Origin of the sequence: Burkholderia sp. RS01 (assembly GCF_039748055.1) — a bacterium.
Taxonomy (GTDB): domain Bacteria; phylum Actinomycetota; class Actinomycetes; order Actinomycetales; family Micrococcaceae; genus Arthrobacter.
The window spans coordinates 87,377-106,511 of the sequence record NZ_JBDLAK010000007.1; the positions used below are offsets into that span (position 1 = coordinate 87,377).

Below are 19,135 nucleotides of genomic sequence, written 5' to 3' on the forward strand. Positions count from 1 at the left end.
TGCTGCCTTCACCGATGAAGCGTTTGTCACCCTGGTTGTCGGCGGAAGTCCACCATCCATTCAACGGACAGTGCTCGCCAGTTTTTGCCGTTGCTGGCTGGTGGGAGGTTCTGCCGGGGAGATGGTTACGGGAAATGCGGTTTTTCATGACTGATTCCACCTGGTCATCTGTCTACTAGATTTCGAGGGATTGTTTTGGTGTCCCGGGCCATGACGCCGGCGGAGACGCCTCCGGCGCCCACACTCAAGAGGACCAGACCAAGTCCAAGGCCAAGAGCGGAAGTAGCGGAAATAGCTCCGGCGATGCCGGCGAGCATAAGCAGAAGCATTGTCGAGAAGTAGATTCGCAACATGGGGGGACTTTCCGGTTGTCGAGGCCGCTGGTGCGGGGATTCAATGTTGGCCGGGTCCGTCCGCCACCGCGAACGGACCCGGCCTGTGCTTTGTCTAGATGAGGGCCCCAGTGAGGTTGTTCGGGGTGCCGAAGCGGTGGGCTGTGATGGATACTGCTTGTTCCTGCAGGAAGGTCAGCAGCTCGATACGGCCGGCTGCAACGACCTCATTGGTGTAGAGGGCTATGTCGGGTTTGCCGTTGGCAGCCTCCGCTGTTTCGGGCACGGGAGCGCCGATCAGGCGGATCCGCACGCCGGAATCCGGCCCGGTTGTGTCTGTGTAGCGTTTGACCCGGGAAGTCCAGGCAGCGGAGTTCTCGACGACCATGACGACCCCGTGACCCCTCAGGACTCTGGCGACAGAATCGGTGAGCGGCTCAAGGGTGCTGACCGTCAAGGCGTTGAGTTCCGGGCGTCCGTTCCAGGCTGTGATACCGGCTGAAACGACGCGCAGCAGCTCAGCCAGCCCGTGCCCGGACGTTGGGGCTTCGTAGCGGACGGTGACCGGCAGTGGACGGAAGCGGAAGATGTTCCGCTCGGCCCGCACTCCTGAAACGTCACGGGCTGCGCCGAATTCGTTGGTCCAGGCATCTGCATCCGAGAGCAGGGCCGACTCGAGCCAGGTAACGTCAGCGGCGGTGATGCTGCCGGCGCCTGCGAGGTCAGCGGCCGCTGTCAGGAGTTGCCGGGCCGGGGCGGAGGGCTGGGCCAGGGGCACCGTCTGGATGGGGGCGTCTTTCCATCCGCCGAGGCCGACCAGGTAATTCGGGCCGCCGGCTTTGGTGCCGGCGCCGACGGCGGATTTCTTCCACCCGCCGAAGGGCTGGCGCCGCACGATGGCCCCGGTGATGCCACGGTTGATGTAGAGGTTTCCGGCCTGGACGTTCTCCAGCCAGTACTTCAGTTCCTTGGGATCAAGGGAGTGAAGGCCGGAGGTGAGGCCGTAGTCGATGTCATTGACGATGCCGACCGCTTCTTCCAGGGTCTGGGCGGTCATGACGCCCAGGATCGGTCCGAAGTATTCGGTCTTGTGGTATTCGCTCCCGCGCTTGACGCCTGCCCGGACGCCGGGGCTCCAGAGCTTGCCGCTGTCATCGAGCTGGCGGGGTTCAAGGACCCAGTGCTCTCCCGGTCCCAGGGTGGTGAGGCCTCCAAGGAGCTTTCCGTTGGCTGGTTCGATGACGGGCCCCATTTGGGTCTGGGGGTCAACGGGGTAGCCGACTTTAAGGGAGCGGGCGGCGTCGATGAGTTGCTGGTTGAAGCGGCGCGACGTTGCTACAGATCCGACGAGGATGACCAGTGACGCTGCGGAGCATTTCTGTCCGGCGTGCCCGAAGGCGGACTGGACAACATCGCGTGCGGCGAGGTCCAGGTCAGCGCTGGGTGTGACAATGATGGCGTTCTTGCCGCTGGTCTCGGCAAGCAGAGGCAAATCTTTGCGGAAGGACCGGAACAGTTCGGCTGTTTCGTACCCGCCGGTCAGGATGAGCCGGTCCACGGCCGGGTGGGATACCAAGGCGGTGCCCAGTTCGCGCTTTCCCAGTTGTACGTATTGCAGGACGTCCCGGTCGATCCCTGCCTCGTCGAAGGCTTCCCAGAGGGCTTCGACCATGACGGCGCCGCTGCGGCGTGCCTGCCGGGCGGGTTTGAGGATGACGGCGGAACCGGCGGCCAAGGCAGCGAGTGTGGACCCGGCCGGGATGGCAACAGGGAAGTTCCACGGGGGAGTAACGACAGTCAGCTTCGAGGGGACGAACTCTGCGCCGTCGACGTTGTCCAGCTCCTTGGCCAGCTCGGCGTAGTAGTGCGCGAAATCGATGGCTTCGGAGACTTCGGGGTCGCCCTGGTCCAGGGTTTTGCCGCACTCTGATGCCATGACTTCCAGCAGTTCGGCCCTGCGTGCTTCCAGACGGACCCCGGCCCGGTGAAGCACAGCAGCACGTTCAGCCCCCGTGAGGGCACCCCAGCTCTTCCCGTTGGTGAGGGCAGTTTCGATAACTGCTTCCAGATCGGCCCTGGTGTCCAGGTCATAGGTCTGGGCGGTTTCTTCACCCAGGAGTGAGAACGGGACCCGGTTGAGAATAGCCCTGCCCCATGCACGGTTGGCAGGCAGGTCAGGGTCGGTGTCTGGGGTGTTGGCGAAGCTGGCCGTGGGCCCGCCGTAACCGGTCCCTCCCGCTTCAAGCCCTGCCCAGGACATCACCTCATCCAGGGTCGCTTCGGCGTCGAACCGGGTCCGGTCCTGGACGCGGTTGGGCCCGGGAACGGTGTCGGTCAGGGCTGCCAGGGAGGCGAGGAAGCGCTGCTTTTCACGTTCGAAAAGGGCTTCGTTTTTGTCCAGTTCGAAGACTGCTGACATGAAGTTTTCCTGGCTGGCGCCTTCTTCGAGCCGACGGATCAGGTAAGCGATGGCGACGTCGAACTCGGCCGGGTGTACGACCGGGGTGTAGAGCAGCAGGGATCCGACGTCACGCTTGACCGCTTCGGCCTGCCCGGTTGCCATGCCGAGGAGCATTTCGAATTCGATGCCGGAGCTGATGCCGCGGGCCTTGGCCAGCAGGTGGGCGAGGGCGACGTCGAACAGGTTGTGCCCTGCGACTCCGATGCGGACGTTCCGGATCTTGTCAGGCGTCAGCGAGTAGTCGATGACGGCTTTGTATGAGGTGTCGGAATCCTGCTTGGTTCCCCACGTAGCGAGCGGCCAGCCGTGCAGGTCTGCATCAACCAGCTCCATGGGCAGGTTCGCGCCCTTAACGACGCGGACCTTGATCGGTGCGCCGCCATCAGCAGTGCGCCCTGCAGCCCATTCCTGCAGCCGGATCATGGCGGCCAGTGCGTCGGGCAGGTAGGCCTGCAGGACGATGCCGGCTTCCAAGTCACGGAACTCGGGCTTCTCGAGCAGCCTGGTGAAGACCGCGATGGTCAGGTCGAGGTCTTTATATTCCTCCATGTCCAGGTTGATGAACTTTCGTGGAGAAGAGGTTGCCGCTAGCCGGTACAGCGGGGCGAGCTTCTCTACGATATGGCCGACGGCCTCATCAAAGGCCCAGTGGTTATGCGGCGCGACAGTGGAAGAAACCTTGATCGAGACGTAGTCAACGTCCGGCCGGGCCAGGAGCTTGCGCGTTCCCTCAAGCCTGCGGGAGGCTTCACCCTCACCCAGGATCGCCTCACCCAGCAGGTTTACGTTTAGCCGGATGCCGTCCTTTTTGATCCGGGCAATGGACCGGCCGAGCTTGTCCTCGGTTGCGTCCACGATCAAGTGACTGACCATTTCGCGCAAAACCTTGCGGGCAACCGGGATTACCACCCCCGGTACGATCGGCGCGACCGAACCGCCGACGGCGACGGCGGACTTCATGTACCACGGCAGAAAGGCGGGGACGTTTGGGGCTAAGACTTTCAAGTTCCTGGCCGCGACAGCCTTGTCCTCCGGACGGATTACCCCGTCAACGAAGCCCACGGTGAAATCCAGGCCCTTCGGGTCCTTCAGTACTCCGGCAAGTTGCGCAGCAGCAGCATCAACGGGCACCTTTGCCCCCTCGGCCAGCCACCGCCGCACCAACGCCACGGCTTCCTCGGCCAAATCAATGGGTTGGACCAGCGAAGCGCTGATCCCTGCTGTGTCAGTCATGGAAGTACTCCTTGAAGTTGGGTTGTCTGTTTATCTGCCATGGGTCCAGCCTCTGGGGATGGTGATTTCGATGCCGCGCTGGGCAAAAATGAGTCAAAGTGATTCCAGGGCAGCGTTACGTTGGACTGGCCGTGAGGATGCCCAGAAGGATCGTGGAAAGTGACGCCCTTGTCTGATCCGCTCGTTGCAAGGACGAGATGACCTCCATTTGGCCCGGCTGACAGCGGCCTTGAGGTCGGAGTGGTATTACGGATGACCGGATTCACCGAGAGCATTAAGACGGTGTCGGGCATACTCAAAATTTCCTGTACACGCTTCAGGTTCAACTCCCTGTGCACAGTTCCGTCCAAGCCCCACTTAGGCGGATGTATTCGGTAAAAGGGTGGTAGAAAAGACCGGCAACGTGATTGCCGCTGACTTGATATGCGCCCACCCGGACAAGGTCGCGGGTGAGGTCGGCGGCCTTTGCCACCGTCGGTGTGAGGATCATCCGCAGGCAAGCTACCCCGCATGTATGCCAAGCCCAGAACCCGTAGTCCTCGGGTTGAGCCCATCCACAGTTTCGCCAGCGAGAATCCTCCTTTGGCGTCAGACGGCCCTCCAGGAAGTCGGATGCGAGTTCTGAGGATTCGAATTGGGAGACATACGGCAGAAGCGCACTCATAGGGCAGCTCCTCGGAGACTTGTTGGAGAGTAGTAGAATTGCGGGTGCAAAAGCGAGAAAAGCGGAGAGCTTGCGCATGAACCGGGCCTGGCCCATATCTCCAGTCTGGCCACGTCGATCATCAGTTCAGATCCAGCGTCAGGATAGGAAGCGGTCCGCTGCAAGGCTGGAAATATGAACGGACGCTGCTTCCCCGGCTGCCATCTTTGCGATGAGTAAGCCTGTCGGAGGGGCAAGGCTCACTCCCAGCATTGCGTGACCGGTGGCTATCAGTACGTCAGAACGTTCCTTGGAGCGGCCAATAATCGGCAGGCCGTCGGGCGTCATTGGACGGAGGCCGGTCCAGGGCTCTGGTGGAGTTGGAAGAGAAGGCCAGTCCTTGAAATAACCGGGGAGACTTTTAAGGAGTCCTCCGGCGCGGCTTCTACTGATGCCTTCGTTGATCCCACCGAAGCCCATAGTGCCGGCGATGCGGACTTTGTTGTCGAGGGGCGTTATCGCGACCTTGGCTTCCGAGAGATACATCGGGTGCTTGGGGGCGTCGGGGTGCAGCGGAAGGTCGTAACCGTAGCCCTTACCCGAAATCAGCGAGATCCTGCTTCCAATGCCGGCCAGGATATTATTCGTCCAAACACCGGCGGCAACGACTACTTTGTCAGCCTTGAGGACTTCCTGACCGACTACAACGGCGACGGAGTCGTCAGTCTCAATACGAAGACGTGCCGCGTGACCGAGACGGAACTCCACTCCGTCACGCCGGCAGGCTTCAGTCAACCCGCGCGTGAAGGATTCGGGGTCCAGCGAACGGTCGCCATACGTCTGAAGGGCACCGACAACATTCGATTTGACTTGGGGAAATTCCCGCCCAAGGTCGTCCCCTTCAACTGACCGCCACTCAAAGCCGCTGATATGCGTTTCCATGGACTGCAACTCAACAGCGTGCTTATCCAGGCTGGCCCGACTCGTGTAGAGCATGGTGAGCGGGTCACTGTGCATCTCGAAAACCACGCCATCGCGAACCAGGTCATCGAAAAGCTCGAGGGTATCGCTGCTTAATCCAGCGAGGACTTTCAATCCGGCTTCAAACCGTGCGGTCGTGCAGTTCCTAAGCATTTCCATCATGAAACTGACATAGCGCGGACTAATGCTCGGCGAGACGTACAAGGGACTGTCATTCCGGAGCATCCACCGCAGCGCTTGCGGGAGCATACCCGGCGCAGGAACAGGAGTGGACATGCTTGGGACGACCCATCCGGCGTTGTGGCCGGACGCCTTAGACCCGGGTTGTCCGACGTCAATAACCGTTACTTCTATTCCATTTTTGCGAAGGTAATAAGCTGAAGATAGCCCGATTGCCCCGGCACCTATAACAATTGTCTTCATCATTTTCCCGAGTCGTAGTTGTTCTTTGCCTAGCGGAAGCACGAAGGCCGCCGGTACTTTTAGGAATAGGTCTAGAAACGAAAACTGCCACTGCAGAACCTTGGCGACTTTCGGGAAAAGTTCGCAGCAATAGGTCCCCTGGAAGGCACCTCCGTACTGACTCACACCCTAGGTGTAATACCTTACCATGCTTCACCGGGGACGCCAAGGCCCCTAACGGCTTCTGCTCGCGGTCACCCGTCAAACAGCGGTAGAGAGGCGCCGCTGAGCGCTTTCTACCGCCTCTCGGGGGCTTCCTGCCCTATAGTTAGGTTTGATACCTTAGAAGATCGTGACAATGAGAGTGAGCAATGGTTGCTTTGACCTGGGACGAAGACAATGATCAGGGCCTCCGCAAGCAGAGCTTTCGTGAGCAAGCTGTCCGGATCCTCAGGGCGCAAATTATTTCCGGGCGACTAGAGCCGGGATCGATGCACTCAATTGGAACAATGGCAGAACGACTGAATGTTTCAATTACTCCTATCCGGGAGGCCCTCCATGACCTTGCCAAAGAGGGACTTGTCGAAATAAAGAGAAACCGCGGCTTTATCGTAAGGCAGCCCACCGATACGGAACTCGATAACATCGTGCAGATACGCACAATGCTTGAGGCATCTTCCGTCCGTGAAATCACCGAACGATCCCTTATCAGCGATTACAAGCCGTTGCGGAAGTTGTCCCGCAGGACGCAAACTTATGCGACTGCAGGGGAGTTGGAAGAGTTTGTTGAAAGCGATCGGGAGTTTCATTTGGCCGTCCTTTCAGCCTTAGGAAACGATAAACTTCTCGAAATCGTCGGCACCCTTCGGGACCAAAGCCGCCTTACTGGGCTGGACCAGCTCGCAGGAACCAGCGTTCTCGAGGACTCAACGAAAGAGCACGAGTTACTCCTGGATGCCATGGAAAACAAGGAGCCTGAGAAAGCCGCTGAGATCATGACCTATCACCTTCGCCATGTACGGGGAATTTGGGCAGGGCAGGCAGAAGACACCCGAGAATAGACGCCCTCGTAGGGTTGCCCCGCTCTCGAACGGGGCAACCACGATCCACAGAGGACAGTGTGGGCGGGTTTCGGCGGCGTGAGATGTGTTCCACTGAACGCTTCTTTTGCTCAGGTTGTGGAAGCGGCACAAGGGTGGTCTGCAGTGTGCAGCTGACTTCCGAGCCACTAGGGCTTGACCGAGGTGGGCGCGTCCGTTGATGACTTTGCGAGGCCAGCTGTCGAAAATACTCGCGCTGGTCGAGAAGCGAGCGTCGGTTACCTGCGTGGAGCAAGTACTTATCATCGAGGATTGCTGCCCTCATCTGAGCGCTTCCTGGTGTTTGGTGTTGACCCGCCCAATCCATGGCTTAGCAGCGTTTGCTCTTTGAAAAACATATGTCAGCGATGGTCGAAAAGTGAGCCATTTCGCGGGCTTGGCGTCCAGCGGTCGTTGCAACACCTGAGGAATTAGGAGTTGCAATTCGCAGAGATGAAAAGACGGAGGAAGTCCCGGGGAGCGCCTCCGAAGAACGCTGCACGTGCTCATTATGATCAGCTGATGAAACAGGGAATGGGCAATTCCGAAGCCTGCCGGATCGTGGGAATCAGCCGTAGTTCGGGCACCCGATGGCGGCACGGCCATACCGTCGTTCTGAAGTCCGGAGACATCAAGAAGTACGCCCCCATCTCGCTCCGGAGGCCGCCGGTCATCTCCGTCCGATTCCTCTCTGAGTCGGAACGGATCACGATCGCAGACCTGTTGCATAGCGGCCGGAGCATCTGCGCCATTGCCAGGGAGCTCGGACGAAGTCCATCGACGGTCAGCCGGGAGATTCGCCGCAACACCCATAAGCCCTCGGGTAGTTACCGTCCGCGGACGGCTCAGCGGAGTGCCGAGCGCAGACGGAGCCGGCAGCGCACCGGAAAAATCGCCGGCAACCCGGTCCTGCGCGAGTTTGTAAAGGAACACTAGGAGCAACGCTGGAGCCCGCGCCAGATAAGCAACCGTTTACGCACTGACTTCCCCGGACAAACCGAGATGCACGTCGTGCCCGAGACCGTGTATCAGACCCTGTACGGGCGCGGAAGCCTCGATCTGGCGGTGGATCCGGCTATCGCACTCCGCAGCGGACGGACCGGTCGCAGGCCTCGCCGCCGGAAGGAGCACCGGACGAAGCGTTTTCCCGAAATGGTGATGATCCGGGACAGGCCAGCCGAAGTGATCAGCAGATTAGTACCAGGGCATGGGAGGGGATCTAATTATTGGAAAAGGTGGCCGATCTGCCATCGGCACGTTAGTCGAACGAACAACCCGCTTCATTGTCCTCGTGCATCTGGCAGGCAACCGCGGCGCCGAAAATCTCCGCGACCGGCTGGCAGCCACAATGGGTTCACTTCCGGCCCATCTCCGCCGTTCCCTGACGTGGGACCAGGGCACCGAAATGGCCTGCCATCAAGATTTCACCCGGCGCACACTCACACTCATCCCCGTCTACTTCTGCGACCCCGCCAGTCCATGGCAGCGAGGGTCGAACGAGAACACCAACGGCCTGCTCCGGCAGTACTTCCCGAAAGGCACAGACTTGAATGTCCACAGTCCAGAACACCTCGCCCAGGTTGCTGCTGAACTCAACCGGCGCCCACGCGAGATCCTGGGCTGGCAAAGTCCTGTAGAACGACTGGCTAGACTGTCCTCACCTGCGGTAGAACCATAAATTGTTGCAACGACTGCTGGAATCCGCCGCCGGTGGTTGGTCAGGGCCGATGGAGATCCAGTACCAAGCAGGCAAAGGGCTTGAGGCATAGTTCCAGGCAGTCGCCAACGGAATTCATCCGAACCTCGGCGTATCTGAGGTGAAACTCGTTGCATTGCCCACTGCAAGTGAATACCTCACGGCCCTGACAGCGGGCGCAAGAGGACCGTTCAGTGGCGTTGGGCCGGACTTCCAACCCCCTGGATGTGCTCTCCGGCATCTTCCAGAAGACCAGTGCTTACAACCGCGATCTGGGTTCTATGGGACCAAGACGGTAGATAACTTCATCGAACAGGCGAAAAGCGCGAAAACCGAAGAGGAAGCCACCGCTCGGTTCCATGATGCAGAGGCCCAAATCATGAAGGACTTCCCCGTGGCCGCGATGTACCACATCTCTCAGGTCACCGCGTACAGCGACCCATCGAGCCACCTCCTGCAAATCGTTAGTGCGTTTCCGTAACCTGCCCGGAACGGGCTGGCAGACCCAGCCCGAACTTGGGCCGATAGCAGTTTGCTTTCACCGAAAATGACGCCCCAACGTGGCCTCGGTCGATTCTCCGAAGCGTGCCGCCTCTATAAGGAGGCAACCTCATCAAAACGAACCCAGCAGAAATTCACGCCCTACGTGTAACACTCACACCTCAACTGTCCAGAGCGTCTGAGATGTAAGTCGCTTTTAGTAGCAGGGATAAAAGAAAAACGGAACCGGGTTGCAGATAACAACCCGGTTCCGCGCGGGACAGCCGAATCTTCACGGGCGCACCTCCTGCCAAGGCGGTGCAGAAGACCGTTAGCCTAAAAGGGGATCAGGACCAGCGTGTGTAAAGATCGGCGTCTTCGTAACGCTAAGACTCTCCCCAGGATCGGGGATGGAGCCCATGCAATCCGGCGTACTCGGGCAAACCGGGGGAGTTCCATCCGGACAGGACTGAGTCTTCCACCTTGTATACCTCCACGCCGATAGGCCGGCACACCTCGATAGGATCATGTGCGTCCGGGCCCCAAAGGGGAACTGACAAGTCACCCCCGGGGCACGTGGACAGCGCTACGAGAAGATCAACCTCGGCAAAAAACTCAAAGTAGTCCCCGACTGTCGCCGGGCACGTCTTCATAAAATACTGGTCCTTGTCGTTCAGCCCTGTGCACTGAAAGACGTTCAAAACGTCATGAACGTCGAATTCCGTGAGCCCGAAAGGAAGCACTGCGCGCGTTAGGTTTGAATGGCAGTGGTAATCGAAGTCCGCGCCTGTCAACACCCTGTTGACGTAGGGATCGCAACGCGTTCCCAACGTATCGTGGACACGTCCGCCTTCGCTGTCGACCCCATAGTTTTCCAAGGTGTCAGCCGTGATTGTTGCCAGGGGGCGCAGGTAGGGCAGGTTGGACCAGAGACGGTCAAAGGTAGTGACATGGGCAGCCTGTAGCTGCCTGGTCCGTGCCGCCCAGAAGCGCTCACGTGGATTGTTGGAGTTCCAGATGTTCAGGTCAGCCACCTGCGGCCCGTCGACAGTCAGAAGCCGGCAGACATGCCCAGCGGGCACCCTCCAGGCCTGACCGGAGCGGATGGGGATCGTGAACGAATCCACTTTGGTCCGGCTGTCCGTTTCCGCGCCAATCCGGCCGTAGAGGTTCTTGTCGACACTGAGTGCCGGTCCTTTGTATGCCGCCTCTGTGAGAGCGGTTCCGTTGTTCATGTAACTCCTTTGTCTTGAGGCCGGTTATGTGCCCGTGGAAGGATTTGATGAAAGGCAGGGCTGTCGTCTTGAATCCTGTTAGACACGACTGCTACGCCTAGCTGACGTGCAGCCCCATGCGGACCTTCGTTCACGAAGAAGGGCGGTTACCACACGAACTTGCAGCGGATCTCGGGCGCTACCGGCGCCGCGTGTTCGTCGAACAACTCGGTTGGGAGCTCCCGTCGGCGAACGAAAGCTTCGAGCGCGACCAGTTCGATCGCGACGATACCGTGTACGTGTTCGCGCGAAATGCCGGCGGCGACGTGTGCGGATGTGCGCGCCTGCTGCCCACGACGCGCCCGTATCTGCTGCAGTCGCTGTTCGCCGACCTGATCGCCGCAGACATGCCGCTGCCGCAATCGGCGGCCGTCTGGGAGCTGTCCAGGTTCGCGGCGACCGACGACGAAGGCGGGTCGGGCAATGCCGAGTGGGCCGTGCGGCCGATGCTCGCGGCCGTGGTCGAATGCGCGGCGCAGCTCGGCGCGCGGCAGCTGATCGGCGTGACGTTCGCGAGCATGGAGCGGCTGTTCCGCCGGATCGGCATACACGCGCACCGCGCAGGCCCGCCGAAGCAGGTGGACGGACGTCTGGTGGTCGCATGCTGGATCGATATTGATCCGCAAACGTTTGCGGCATTAGGAATCAAGCCGGGGCAGGCAGCCCGGCAAGCCATCGCCGCCTGAGTGCCTTGGGGAGCACTCCCCAGCGATGGCGTGTTAGTAATCAACTGACGGGTGTAGGGCTGTTGCGGGGACGACAGGACCTGAGCGGTGTCGCCGTACTCCACAATGTTTCCGTCGGCGAGCACGGCGACTTTTTGGGCGATGGAGCGCACCAAGGGCAGGTTGTGGGTCACAAAGACCATGGAGACGCCGAGCTCATCCTGGAGTTGGCCCAGCAATTCGACGATTGCGGCTTGTACGCTCACATCCAGAGCAGACGTCACCTCATCACAGATCAGAACCGAAGGGGACGATATAAGGGCCCGCGCGATCGCAACACGTTGCCTCTCTCCGCCGGAAAGCTGATCGGGATAACGATGGGCGTAGCTAGCGGACAGCGACACTTGTTCCAGCATCTGAGCCACGCGGTCGTCGGCCTCGCGTCCCTTGGCGATGCCAAAGACACGCAGGGGTTGGCCCACCGAATCGCCGACTGTCTTCCGGGGATTTAGGGAGCCGTAGGGGTTCTGGAAGATGTACTGGATCTGCCGGCGTGATTCCTTGCTTCGGGCACGGGCCGCTGCTTCCAACTCCTTATCGCCGAGCAGAACGCTGCCGGTCCAGTCGTGGTGGAGCCCAGCGATAGAGCGGGCAGTGGTGGTCTTGCCCGAGCCTGATTCGCCGACTACGGCCAAGCACTCACGCTTGCCCAGCGTCAGGTTAATTGAGTGGAGTACCTCGGTCTTGCCGTACCGGGCTACCAAGTTGCGGAGGGTGAGTACTGACTCGCTCCCGTCCGCACTTACCGTGTCGACCCGGTCACCGGCACTCACTGGAACCTGCTCGACCACCTCGAGTGCTCGGATGCACCGTGCACCGTGTCCCGCGCCAACGCTCACCAGTGGAGGAACTTGTTCGTCACAGGCTGCCACGTGCATTGAGCACCGAGGCGCGAAAGGACAACCCGGCGGACGTTGTCCTGGTGAAGGTGCGTGCCCGGGAATACCTACCAGAGCCCTGCCGCCGCTCAACCGTGGGATGGCGGCTACGAGCCGGCGGGTGTAGGGGTGCGCTGAGGAGTTAAAGAGTTTCTCCGCCGGTCCAAGCTCTGCTACCCGGCCGGCGTACATCACCGCGACCCGTCGCGCCAGGGCGGCGACCACGGCCAGGTCGTGGCTGACATAAAGTGCTGCCACACCATGAGCTGCAGCGAGATCCCGGACCGTTGACAGCACCGTTGCCTGCGTTGTCACGTCCAACCCAGTGGTGGGTTCGTCCAGCACGATAAGCCGCGGCCGGTTCGCGAATGCCATAGCGAGGCCAATTCGCTGCTGTTGCCCGCCCGAGAGCTCGTGCGGGTACCGGTCGAGGTACTTGGCGTCATCAGGCAAGGCAACTTCGCGCATCATTTCCGCGATGCGCTTGTTGTGGTCGCGGCGGCTGCCCCGGCCGTGGGCTTCAAGGACCTCCCTTAGTTGGACCCCGATGCGCAACGCAGGGTTAAGTGACGACGCGGGGTCCTGGGGCACGTAGGAGATCGCCGACCCACGCATGCGGCGCAGCTCGCCCTCAGGGATGTCGAGGATGTTCTCCCCGCCCAACAAGACAGAGCCACCGGTTATGCGAAGCCCGCTCCGCGTATGGCCAAGGAGGGCCAGCCCGACAGTGGTCTTGCCGGAGCCGGACTCGCCTACGACTCCGAGTACCTCGCCCGCTGCGATGTCGAATGACACGTCGCTGACGACTTCGATACCTGATGTTGTGGAGATGCACAGGTTTTTCACTTGGACGGCGGCGGTGTTCACTCCGGCCGAGGTCTGCTGTTGAGTGTTCATCCGTTGTCACGCTTTCGATCGATGCCTGCTGCGGTGCGCGCTATTCCGTCGCCGATCAGGCCGGTGCCCAGGGTGAGCAAGGCGATGGCGATGATGGGAAGGAGTGCGCCCCAGGGCTGGAAGGACAAAGCGATCCTGTTTTGTTGGATCATGGTGCCCCAGTTCGGGGCGTTTGGGTCAGAGGTCAGTCCCAGGAATGCCAGCGCGGCGATGGTGCCGATGGAGTATGTCAGCCGCAGGCTTGCTTCCACCATCATCGGGCCCAGAATATTTGGCAGGAGCTCGCCCGTCATGATTCGGGTCCGGGACTGTCCCATCGTCTCCATGGCGGCCACGAAATCACGTTCAATCACAGGCAGGGCTGCGCCGCGGGCCACACGGGCAACGCGCGGGGCCGTCGTGAGCACGATGGAAGCAACGACAACCCATTTCTGGGGCCCGACCAGGCTGACGGCCAGAAGCACCAGCATGATCTGGGGGAATGCCATCACAACGTCCATGCCGCGCATGAGGATGTCGTCGAGTGCGTTGCGTGAATATGCTGCGATGAGGCCGATCGCTATTCCGAGGATAAGGCCGAGGGCGGTGGAAGTCGCTGCCGTGACCATAAGTTCGAGCCCGCCGTGCAGAAACCGGCTTAATACATCCTGGCCGAGGTAGTCGGTGCCAAAGACCGCGTCTGCCGATGGGGGAGTATTGGGCAGGGCGACGAAGTCGCTGGGGCTATGCGGGGCGACATAGGGCCCAATGATTGCGATGGCTACCAGCAACAGCACGAAAAGTGTGCCGATCCTGGTCCGCCATAGTTTGAGGGACCGGGCCAGAAGTGTGGAGGATTTTACGGGCGGCGTTGGCGTCCCTGCGCCTTCAAGGCGGGCGATGGCCTCTTGGGTAGTGCTCACAGACGTGTCCTTAAACGCGGAGTAACAAGAATAGTGGCGACGTCAGCCAGCAGATTGACGACCACGTAGACGGCCGCAATCAGCATTGCCAGTGCTTGGACGACTGGCACGTCGTGGTTTGCCACCGCATCCTGAAGGGCGCCTCCGATGCCTGGGTAATTGAAGGCATATTCAACTACGACGATGCCTCCGGCCAGATATGCCAGGCTCAGTGCGATCGACTGGAAGGCCGGTCCGATGGCGTTGGGCAGTGCGTGGCGGATCAAGACCAGTCGTTCAGGAAGGCCCTTGAGTCTGGCCATCTCCACGAAGTCGCTTTCCAGGACCTCGATCATGGAGACCCTCATGTTGCGCGCGATGTAGGGAACAACAGTCATGACAAGCGTCACCGTCGGGAGGACCAGGATCGCAGGAGTGTTCCACGGAAGCTGCCCCGGTGGCACGGGGCTGATCGCTGGAAGGACGTGGAGGACGGTGGTGGAAAAGAAGATGACCAACAGCACAGCAACCACGAAGTCGGGCAGGGAAGCGAATACCAGCATCAGATTCGAGCTGACGGTGTCCACAAGCTTTTCGCGCCGCAGAGCCGCCCACGAGCCCACGGCGATGGACAGCGGGATGGAGACCAGTGCCGCGCAGAGCACGAGAACACCCGAATTTATCAACCTCCCGGAGAGGAGTTCGGCTACCGGCTTCTGGCTCGTGAGGGAGTCACCGAGTGATCCTTGCAGCAGGCCTCCCACCCAATTCAGGTACTGCTCGAACAGGGAGACATCAAGGTTGAGTTCCTGCCGCAAGGCTGCCAGTCGCTCCGGTGTCGCGTCTCGGCCCAGGATTGCCTTTGCCGGGTCTCCCAGCGCCTGGGTCGCTACGAAAACGAGCACCGAGACAAGCGCGAGCACGAGGACGCCGAGCAGTACCCTCCGCAAAATGAAGGCGGGGATACCGCCGTGCCTAAACCAGGTCATGGATGATCTTCCTCCTTAGGCGAGCCATATGGTTCGGAAACCATGGCCGTAGTTGTTCAGGCCAAGGGTTGTTTTGGCCTGCGTCAGCCCCTGAAGATTAGGGGCGTGGCCGTCAAATTTGCTCGGGAAATAAGGAATAATGTATCCGCCGTTGTCATATTCGAGCTGCTGCATCTTGTGCTGGATCTCGGCCCGCTGAGCCTCGTCTGTTGTTTCGAGCGCCTGGTTGTAGAGCGTTTCGAATTCGGAGCCTTTGTCGCTCTTGGCCCACTGGGTTTCTGGGTACAGGGAGTTGGACAGCCCGGAGAGCTTGACCTGGTCAAGGTAGGGGCGGCCGGCCCAATACACAGATGCGAAGGGCACCTTGAGGTAATACTCGTCGGAGTAAAACTTGTCGCTGGGGAGGGTTTTGACGTTGACCGTAACCCCGGCGTCCTTCGCCTGCCGGGCAAACACTGTTGCCATGGACACCATGCCATCCGTGAGGTCCGCCGTGTAAAGGTCGACCGTGAGGTTCTCTTTGCCTGCTTCCTTGAGCAAGGACTTGGCTTTCTCGATGTCTCGCTGGCGCTGGGGCAGCTTGTCGAAATATGCAGCGTCGTAGCGCCCATACACGTCGTTGCCGACCTCCCCCTTGCCGGACGCGACCTGGTCGAGCATGGATTGCCGATCGACGATCAGCCGGAACGCCTGACGGACCCGGTTGTCGTCAAAAGGTGCCATGGTGGTCACCATGCCCAGCCCGACCCACCAGCCCGTCTGTGACTCGAGGACCTGCTTGCCGCTGGCCTGCACAGCTGCGACCTGTGCCGCCGGCAGGTCGGTCGCCGCATCGATCTGTCCGGCCAGGAGTGCGTTGACCTGGGCGGTCGCGTCCGAGAAGCCAGTGATCGTGACTGTGTCGAAGTAGGGTTGGCCCTCCCGCCAGTAGTTGGGATTGCGCTCGTGGACGCTTTCCTGGCCTGCAGTGAAGCTCTTGAGCTTGTAGGGGCCGGTTCCGATTTGCGTTGAAATATCGCCGGCGAAGGCCTTGTAGTCTACGGGAACGATACCGAAGTAGTATGCGGCCAGCGTATCCGGGACGGTTGAGTCGGCCGTGAGCAGCGGTAGGCGGACAGTGTAATCATCTGTCTTGGTGATGCCCTTGATGTCCCAGGTGGCCGTCGCAGTGTGGCCCCTAAGCTTTTTGTCAGTGCCGATGCGTTGCAGCGAGTAAATGACGTCATCTGCCGTCATGGTTTTGCCATTGTGGAATTGAACGCCCTGCCGCAGCTTGATTGTGTACTGCGTGGGGTTGTCTGCCACTACGCTTTCAGCCAAGCCGTCGTTGGACAGTCTGAAGTTCTCGTCCCGTGTCAGGAGTGTCTCGAAGGCAGTCATGAGCCGGGGTGCGTCGGGGAACACCACGAAGTTCTGGCCGTCGAAAATTTCTTTGGATCCGCCACCGATCACGCCAACGCGGAAATTTCCGCCGCGCTTCGGTGTGCCAGTGGTCCCCTCGCTGGGGCTGCTGGACGTCCCTCCTGGACTGCACGCGGCCAGGGCCGCCACGGCGCCGAGGCCGCCGGCTCCAAGGAGGAGCTGCCTCCGGGTGAAACTTGCCGCTGCCCACAACCTCCTGGACTCGCTTCCATCGGAGGTCCGAATTCCAGTTTCTTTTGTCATGCTAAACACCTCTGTTATTGGGTTGGGCCTGGTCACGTTTTGGACCAGATCTTGTCGAAAATACGCATCCAGTTTTCGCCGAGGACTCCGCGGATCTCGTCGTCGGTGTACCCACGCTCGACAAGACGGTCCGTCAGCCGATGCAGCGTCGAGGGGTCCTCGATGCCTGCCGGGAAGTTCCACGGGGGCGGCGGATAGCTGTCCGGATGCCATAGGCCGCTGGACAGAAACTGCTCGTATTTGTCGGCTCCGCACTGGTAGTAGTCCAGGCCTAGACCGACGTGGCCTGAACCCGCCATCGAATCGATGTGAATCATATGGTCGATAAGGTGATCCAGGGTCGGGGCGTCCTTGGGATTAACAAATGCCGGGAAGCCGTTGAGGCCGATGACTCCGCCCTTTTCGGTGACCGCGCGGATCAGCTTGTCGGAAAGGTTCCTCTTGCTCTCGTGCACGCTCCTGCAGTTGGAGTGCGAGACGATGCATGGGGAGGTGGAGGTCTCGATAGCGTCGAGGGATGTTCTCTCACCGGTATGCGCCAGGTCCACGGCGATCCCGAGCCGGTTGAGCTCGCCGACGATCTTATGGCCGAATTCACTCAGCCCGGCGTTGCCCGGTTCCTCACATCCGTCGCCGACGGCGCTGCGCTGGTTATAGGTCAGCTGTACGATTCGGACGCCTAGGCGGCCGTAAAGTTCTACGAGGTTTGAGTCGTACTCGATGGGGTGAGTTCCCTGGAACTGGATCACCACAGCGAGCTTCTCGTCGACCTTCGCTTGCCGGATTTCCTCCGTTGTGGTCGCCAGGACGAGCCGGTCACCGTTGTCCCTGAGCAGCTTGAAGAGGTCGGCCAGGGCTGTCATTGTGTCGCGGGCAGATTCCGTGGAGGTGACGGTGACGACGCAGCAGGTCGCTCCACCGGCAATCCATTGATCAAAGTTCTTGCTCCAGTGGTCACCCGGACAGGTACCGTCCACGATGATCGAGGACCTGTGCAACGCACTAGCGAGGTTCCCCAGCAGAGTGGATGAAGCCGGCGGTGCCGGATTCTCTGGACTGGTCACCATGTTCGTCTTTTCGGTCATTGGACGCCTCCTTTAGGTCGCTGTCAGCTGATCGTGAGGCTGCATGAGTGATGGGTCTTGTTCCAGACGAATGGTGTATCCGAGGTTCCCCGCACGTGCTTTGGCTATGACGAGCGCAGTAGCTGCAGCATCCTGCATCCCTATCCCCGTGGTGTTGTAATAGATGACCTCATCGGGGCTTCGTCGCCCTGCCGCTTTATGTACGACTATTTCGCCAAGGCCCACAAGATCGCTGTCGGTGATGAGTCCTGATCGCAGTGCTTCAATGATGGGGCCAGCTTGGCTCTTGGCGCTTCGTGCGTCGTCGACTATGACCCGGCCGGCCCGTTCGATGAGGTCCTGACCGACTTCGCAACGATCTGCGGATATGGACCCTACGGATATCACCGTGGCACCTTTGGATATCCATTCGGACTCAACCACGGGCGTGTTCGCGGTCGTGCACAGAACGATCACGTCAGCGTCCCTGACAGCGTCACGCGCTGTCTTTGTTGGAAAGATTTCGAGGCCGGTTTCAGCGGCCATCTCGGCAGCGAAGGCGTTGCGTTTCGATTCCGACCGGCCCCATACGCGCACCTCGGTCACTGTGCTCCGGTCCTGGAGCATGCGTATATGCTCCCTGGCCTGCACTCCGTAGCCAAGTATCGCCACGCGTATGGCGCCTGGATTGGCGAGGACAGTCACTGCCAGGGCGCTTGCCGCTGCAGTACGGCGGGTAGTGATCGCAGTGCCGTCCATGATGGCCTGCAGGCGACCAGTTTCAGCGTCCAAAGCAAGGATCGTGGCACTGATGGTCTGCAAACCACGTTCGGCGTTGTTTGGATTCAAACTGCCGAATTTGCAGATCGTCCCGAAGCTCTCAGACAGCCTGGCGGCGTAAGCGAATGCCACTGAGTTATCAGCCGGATGGTTCAACATCACCTTCCCGGCTCCGCCTACCGTTCCTTGTCCAATTGCAGTGAAGGCTGTCAATTGAGATTCGAAGGCCGAGTTGTTGTCGAACAGGGTTGCGACATCGGTCTGATTGAGTACGAGTATCCCGTTGCTGAGCGCCACCTCATCCCGGTGGCTGTTTTTAAGCATTTCCAACCTTGGTAACCATCCTTACTGCCTAAATCCTTGAGGGAGTCCGCTGTCCGTCGATTCGGATCCCGAGCTAGTCCCGCGGACACCGCATGGATTGTCGGTTCTTCATCACGGCCAGCTAGGCGAATAGTTGTCCCGTTGTTCGGGGACTACCCGTTTCGTCCTGGGTCTGCGTCTTAGCAGAGGACCCCTAACTCCATGCAACATGTGTAACACCTCACACCTTACGTGTCAATATTGGGCTACATTTGAGCCGGGGCTTTCCTCAAAGATTCCGGGGCGGTGAATAGGAAAATCAATGACGCCCAAACCCTTCAGTACACCTGGGCTCAGCAACGTCCTGGAGAC

The 19,135-nt window shown here is 60.2% G+C and carries 10 protein-coding genes and 2 pseudogenes; 3 read left to right on the plus strand and 9 right to left on the minus strand.

Annotation, left to right across the window (positions count from 1 at the left end; all coding sequences use genetic code 11):
• Positions 1 to 447: 447 nt before the first annotated feature.
• Both ABFP37_RS08610 and ABFP37_RS08615 read right to left on the minus strand, forming a co-directional pair.
• Complete coding sequence (locus tag ABFP37_RS08610; RefSeq protein ID WP_347033266.1) at positions 448 to 4,026, minus strand: bifunctional proline dehydrogenase/L-glutamate gamma-semialdehyde dehydrogenase; 3,579 nt, start codon at positions 4,024 to 4,026, stop codon at positions 448 to 450.
• An 802-nt stretch (positions 4,027 to 4,828) separates the two neighbouring features.
• On the minus strand, positions 4,829 to 6,076 hold the full coding sequence (locus ABFP37_RS08615; protein WP_347033267.1) for an FAD-dependent oxidoreductase: 1,248 nt from the start codon (positions 6,074 to 6,076) through the stop codon (positions 4,829 to 4,831).
• A 347-nt stretch (positions 6,077 to 6,423) separates the two neighbouring features.
• Between ABFP37_RS08615 and ABFP37_RS08620 the strand changes: the two genes are divergently transcribed.
• The gene (locus ABFP37_RS08620) at positions 6,424 to 7,113 is read left to right on the plus strand and encodes a GntR family transcriptional regulator (protein ID WP_347033268.1); all 690 of its coding nucleotides are present in this window, start codon (positions 6,424 to 6,426) and stop codon (positions 7,111 to 7,113) included.
• A gap of 648 nt (positions 7,114 to 7,761) precedes the next feature.
• Positions 7,762 to 8,809: pseudogene (locus ABFP37_RS08625) on the plus strand (IS30 family transposase).
• 884 nt (positions 8,810 to 9,693) lie between these two features.
• On the opposite strand, the gene ABFP37_RS08630 reads toward ABFP37_RS08625, so the two are convergent.
• Positions 9,694 to 10,542 carry a DUF1989 domain-containing protein gene (locus ABFP37_RS08630; protein ID WP_347033269.1) on the minus strand — a complete coding sequence of 283 codons (849 nt, stop codon included), beginning with the start codon at positions 10,540 to 10,542 and terminating at the stop codon, positions 9,694 to 9,696.
• Between the two features lie 116 nt (positions 10,543 to 10,658).
• On the opposite strand from ABFP37_RS08630, the gene ABFP37_RS08635 reads away from it, so the two are divergent.
• Positions 10,659 to 11,267, plus strand: a complete 609-nt coding sequence (locus tag ABFP37_RS08635) for an acyl-homoserine-lactone synthase (RefSeq protein WP_131949441.1) — start codon at positions 10,659 to 10,661, stop codon at positions 11,265 to 11,267.
• Positions 11,268 to 12,121: 854 nt separating this feature from the next.
• Here ABFP37_RS08635 and ABFP37_RS08640 read toward each other — a convergent pair.
• From ABFP37_RS08640 to ABFP37_RS08665, 6 genes and pseudogenes are all read right to left on the minus strand, one after another.
• Positions 12,122 to 13,081 (minus strand): annotated as a pseudogene (locus ABFP37_RS08640) (ABC transporter ATP-binding protein); the annotation flags it as partial.
• Positions 13,078 to 13,983 carry an ABC transporter permease gene (locus ABFP37_RS08645; RefSeq protein ID WP_347033270.1) on the minus strand — a complete coding sequence of 302 codons (906 nt, stop codon included), beginning with the start codon at positions 13,981 to 13,983 and terminating at the stop codon, positions 13,078 to 13,080. The pseudogene ABFP37_RS08640 and the gene ABFP37_RS08645, both read right to left, overlap by 4 nt.
• Positions 13,980 to 14,951, minus strand: coding sequence for an ABC transporter permease (locus ABFP37_RS08650; RefSeq protein WP_347033271.1), 972 nt, complete (start codon positions 14,949 to 14,951; stop codon positions 13,980 to 13,982). Before ABFP37_RS08650 ends, ABFP37_RS08645 begins: the two co-directional genes overlap by 4 nt.
• Before the next feature lie 15 nt (positions 14,952 to 14,966).
• Positions 14,967 to 16,502, minus strand: coding sequence for an ABC transporter substrate-binding protein (locus ABFP37_RS08655; RefSeq protein WP_347033272.1), 1,536 nt, complete (start codon positions 16,500 to 16,502; stop codon positions 14,967 to 14,969).
• A gap of 146 nt (positions 16,503 to 16,648) precedes the next feature.
• Complete coding sequence (locus ABFP37_RS08660; protein ID WP_347033273.1) at positions 16,649 to 17,701, minus strand: dipeptidase; 1,053 nt, start codon at positions 17,699 to 17,701, stop codon at positions 16,649 to 16,651.
• Between the two features lie 12 nt (positions 17,702 to 17,713).
• On the minus strand, positions 17,714 to 18,784 hold the full coding sequence (locus ABFP37_RS08665) for an ornithine cyclodeaminase family protein (protein WP_347033274.1): 1,071 nt from the start codon (positions 18,782 to 18,784) through the stop codon (positions 17,714 to 17,716).
• Between the last annotated feature and the right edge of the window lie 351 nt (positions 18,785 to 19,135).

Bases quoted from the DNA above. Each gene is read 5' to 3' on its own strand.
- ABFP37_RS08610 (WP_347033266.1), bottom strand. From the start codon at position 4,026: ATGACTGACACAGCAGGGATCAGCGCTTCGCTGGTCCAACCCATTGAT.
- ABFP37_RS08615 (WP_347033267.1), bottom strand. From the start codon at position 6,076: ATGATGAAGACAATTGTTATAGGTGCCGGGGCAATCGGGCTATCTTCA.
- ABFP37_RS08620 (WP_347033268.1), top strand. From the start codon at position 6,424: ATGGTTGCTTTGACCTGGGACGAAGACAATGATCAGGGCCTCCGCAAG.
- ABFP37_RS08630 (WP_347033269.1), bottom strand. From the start codon at position 10,542: ATGAACAACGGAACCGCTCTCACAGAGGCGGCATACAAAGGACCGGCA.
- ABFP37_RS08635 (WP_131949441.1), top strand. From the start codon at position 10,659: ATGCGGACCTTCGTTCACGAAGAAGGGCGGTTACCACACGAACTTGCA.
- ABFP37_RS08650 (WP_347033271.1), bottom strand. From the start codon at position 14,951: ATGACCTGGTTTAGGCACGGCGGTATCCCCGCCTTCATTTTGCGGAGG.
- ABFP37_RS08660 (WP_347033273.1), bottom strand. From the start codon at position 17,701: ATGACCGAAAAGACGAACATGGTGACCAGTCCAGAGAATCCGGCACCG.
- ABFP37_RS08665 (WP_347033274.1), bottom strand. From the start codon at position 18,784: ATGCTTAAAAACAGCCACCGGGATGAGGTGGCGCTCAGCAACGGGATA.